The organism is Methylovulum psychrotolerans (assembly GCF_002923755.1).
Classification (GTDB): Bacteria; Pseudomonadota; Gammaproteobacteria; order Methylococcales; family Methylomonadaceae; genus Methylovulum; species Methylovulum psychrotolerans.
This window is the reverse complement of sequence record NZ_PGFZ01000042.1, coordinates 1-3891: the sequence shown is the minus strand read 5'-3', so window position 1 is coordinate 3891 and position 3891 is coordinate 1. Positions and strand designations below refer to the sequence as shown.

Here is a 3891-nt window from a genome sequence, read left to right as displayed (position 1 = left end):
TCGCAACCTTTACCCGTCACCATGGTGGATGACTCAAGCTGGGAGCCGGATGGTGTAACGCTCCAAGTCCGGTTCTGCGAGGGCGGTAGCGCGTATCATGAAAATGAGATCGCTGCCGCTACTCTCCAAAAGAACGGTTTGTCCTGAGGCACCTCTGGATCCCTTGGTATCAGTGGCTTACAGACGAAATATCGGTTTCAATGCCGGCGATAAACTGTTTGATAACCTCTTGAATAGTAGGCATATCTGCCCTGTTGTAAAATTCATACTTGCCAATGAAATTGATATGCTGCCAGGCAACCGTTGAAAACCGGAGTATCTGTTTTGCCATTTCAGGGTCAACCGTTTGATAATGCTGGTGTAATGTTGACAACAGTGTCGCGTTATAAAAGATCACCGCGTTGGCAATGAGGCGGATGGATTCGGCATTGATGTCGAGTTCGATTTCCGTCTTGCCATTGAGCATCCTGCCGCCACTGACCTTGGCGATGGTGGAGCTTAGCTGATGGTAAGATTCGCCACGGTTCAGCGAGCTTTGCACCACTTCACGCACTTCCTTGCTGTCGATATAATCCAGCAAATAATCGGTCATGATGATCGCATCGAAGGCAATCAGTGCTTTTAAGATCGGATTGGTCTTTTTGTAAGAGGACAGCTTGGCGACAATCTGGCTTTGCGTCGTCTTTTTGAGTGCCAATGAGGCCACTATTCTCAAGACATTGTCCCATTCTTTGATAATGAGCGCTTTGTTGACCTTTTTGCTGGGCTTGATGATGTGCTTGGCATGGTTGTCGACTTCATCAAAACAGACCAGATTATTGTCTGACTTTTCCCACAACTGGGTAAATCGCGGCATAAAACGGTAACCGAACAAATACATCAGGCCAAAGTTGACGCGGTTAATGCTGTGCATATCACCGGACACCGCCGTGATTTCAATATCCGAGGTGTTGCTTTCCACAATATCCAGCAAGAAGTGGCTTTCGTGCTGGTTGGCGCCGATGACCTTCAGGCACAACGGCAGGTGGTTGGCGTTGAGCGAATACAGGACCACGCCTTTGAGCAGCCCAAAATATTTCTTGGCATAGCGGGATTTGATCGTGTGGTATTTCGTGGCGAACTTTTGTCCGTCAACGCTGTCATGGACTCCGTAATCGGACAGGTTATACTCGGCAAAAATCGGCAGCTTTGCGGTATGGTTCATGACCACATGATTGGCTGCACAAAGGGTTTGGTAGCGGATATGGTTTTTGTTGGCCCGATCCAAATCGTTCCCTTTCACGTCGCTGATCTCTTTCATCTTTTTCGTTTCAATGCCCGTGGCATTGGCAATGATGCAGGCATAGACGGCTTCAGGGTCGGGGCTTAATTTCGCGTATTTGGGCTGAAGATGGGAAAATGCTTTCATAAACCCCGTGGCATCTGCCGAAAACTTCAGTATATCGCCGATACTTGAGACGCGCAGCTTTTCATAGAACGGGTTGTTCATCCCATCATCAAGGCGGACATACGGCAACGTCCATTTGACCAGCCCGCCCTGCTTGTCTTTTTGAATTTTCAGGCCGGTGTTTTCGCCGTTCAGGATGTGTTGGTTAACCAGGGCATATTTGGCTTGCACACTGGTTTCCAGTTTACCCAGCAATTCAACGCTGTCCATCGACAGAAAAGGCAGATTAAGCTGCCGCAAAATGTCCGGTTTGTGTTGTGTCCAATGGCTAAGGTCAATCAGTTCATCTTCCAAGGCACGGTAACAATGGCTGTCTTTGATAAAAACCGTGGAATTGGCTATGCCGTTTTTTAGCTGGTGGTAAACCATGCACTCATAACGGTCGCCGTTTACTTTTTTGACCGCCTTCTGTTGCCCGTCAACCTGTGCTTTATAGGTGAGGTGTTTTTTCAGGTTTTTTGGAAAAAAGTTCATTGGCACTTCTTGGTGGACATAGTCCCGAAAAGGTTTTTCGCCATCCAGATGCTTTTTCAAAAACAGCACAGCCTTGGTCAGTTCGTCATTGCTACAGGAAAATTCCAGGACTTTGAATAAGGGGCGGATGTTCCTTTTGATGGTTAACGCCAATTGGCCATAATATTCCCATCGGAAAAAGTCACGGTCAAAGTTGGGCTTTTTGAATGCCTTGAGGAACTGTTGGTAATCCGCATGGGGAATCACTTCAAAGGCCATGGCCCTGACTTGGTCATCCCGAATACGGTCATCAATGTTAATGGCCATGACCTGGTAAGCCTGTTGCCTGAGCTGTTTGTCCACGCTGTCCGTCAGCTCAATTTTTGAGCGTTGGTACTCGTCGGCATCGTCCGCATATTTCCCCATCTTCTGTATCAGGCTGGATACCAGATGGTCATTGATTTTAAGCAAGCGCCGGTGCGCGTAACACAGCAGATAAAGCCGTACCAAATTTTTATCGGCCAGCCGCCTGAGTTTTTGGATGGTGTAAAACTCCGCCAAGTTCGCGTAGTAGATAATATTTTGCTCTGAAATACCCAGCTTGGGCATCAACAATTTGGACTTCCCGTAAATGCCCATGACTAACTGCTGTTTGGCCACGCTTATCTTGATTTCGGTGGCGCTGAAGTTTTTCTGGTCTTTTTTTAGCAGCGTCAGGTTGTAAAACAGCCCGTCGTTCTCCAGCAGCCCGTCCAATTGCGAGCGGAGCGCTTTGTCGGCATCGGTATAGAGCTTGTTGGCCAAGCGTTTGCGTTCCGCCAAAAGCGCGGCCGATACCCTGTCCTGTAAGCTTGAATAGGCCGGCCTGATAACATTAAGTTGTTGGCAATAGGACAGCAGCCCTTCCATGATAAAGCGGGAGAGCACATGGCGTTTGGCGAGCGCCTTCTCCTCATTGGCCAAATTCTCCAGAAAAGTGGCGTCGGCATCTTTCAGGCCAACCTTGTCCATCACCTCACGGCGGTTACGGTAGTGGAGGTTTTTCGACAGTTGTTTCTTAGGGAACGGTTCGTCAGGAAAATACTGGCACATGATGAAATCAGCGTCAGGCTTAACTTTTTGGATACTGAAGGTGAAAAAATTATGGGTGGCACGACAATACCCAAGTTGCAGGATGTAGTTCACTTTACATGCGGTGTCATTCCCGTAGGTATCCAAAATTGCCCTGTCGTCGGCTTCCAAGGCGAAGAGACAAGCACGCTCTTCATCATCCAATATGGGTATCGCATAAAGCGCGTCGATTTCCTCTTGGGTCAAAACGGTCAGCCGTGCCATGCGTTATTTTATTGGTCGTGCGGATTGTGATGGCGGCTAAAGCGGGCTTTCTGGCCGGCCGGGCTATCATTAGGGCTAGGGCCCATTGATAGGTGAAATAAGGCCCCAAAAGCCTATCAATCGCATCTGTTTTAATTTATGATCGGCACTCTATCACAACATCTATGGCTCTTGTGAGCGGAAAATGATCATCGGATACGCCAGAACCTCCACCGCGGAACAAATGGCCGGACTCGAGTCCCAGCTTAAGGAGCTTGAGGCCGCCCATTGCAAAAAAATTTATAGGGAACAGGTGTCATCGGTTGCCGTCCGCGTGCAGCTTGAATCGGCGTTGGAATTTGCACGGGAGGGGGACGTGTTGGTCGTGACCAAACTCGACCGCCTTGCCAGGTCAGTGGGCGACCTGATGGCGACCGTCAAAACGCTTGAGGAAAAAGGGGTTGGCTTGCATATCCTAAACCTTGGGATGGACACACAGACCCCAACCGGAAAGCTCATGCTGTCTGTCCTGGGCGGTGTCGCCCAATTTGAGCGCGAAATGATGCTGGAACGGCAGAAAGAAGGTGTCGCCAAAGCCAAAACGGCCGGTAAGTACAAAGGCCGCAAGCCAGTGCCGGATGACCTGCGTGAAAAAGTCGTTTCCCTCGCTGCGGAAG

The 3891-nt window shown here is 49.2% G+C and carries 2 protein-coding genes; one reads left to right on the top strand and one right to left on the bottom strand.

The window, feature by feature from the left end:
* Window positions 1-169: 169 nt before the first annotated feature.
* On the bottom strand, window positions 170-3235 hold the full coding sequence (locus AADEFJLK_RS23195; RefSeq protein ID WP_103975981.1) for a Tn3 family transposase: 3066 nt from the start codon (window positions 3233-3235) through the stop codon (window positions 170-172).
* Between the two features lie 223 nt (window positions 3236-3458).
* On the opposite strand from AADEFJLK_RS23195, the gene AADEFJLK_RS23190 reads away from it, so the two are divergent.
* Window positions 3459-3891: recombinase family protein (locus tag AADEFJLK_RS23190; RefSeq protein WP_249028126.1), on the top strand; the 433-nt coding region annotated here is incomplete at its 3' end.

What these genes read in the sequence shown, in the direction of transcription:
- AADEFJLK_RS23195 (WP_103975981.1), bottom strand. Translation starts at nt 3,235, where the DNA reads ATGGCACGGCTGACCGTTTTGACCCAAGAGGAAATCGACGCGCTTTAT.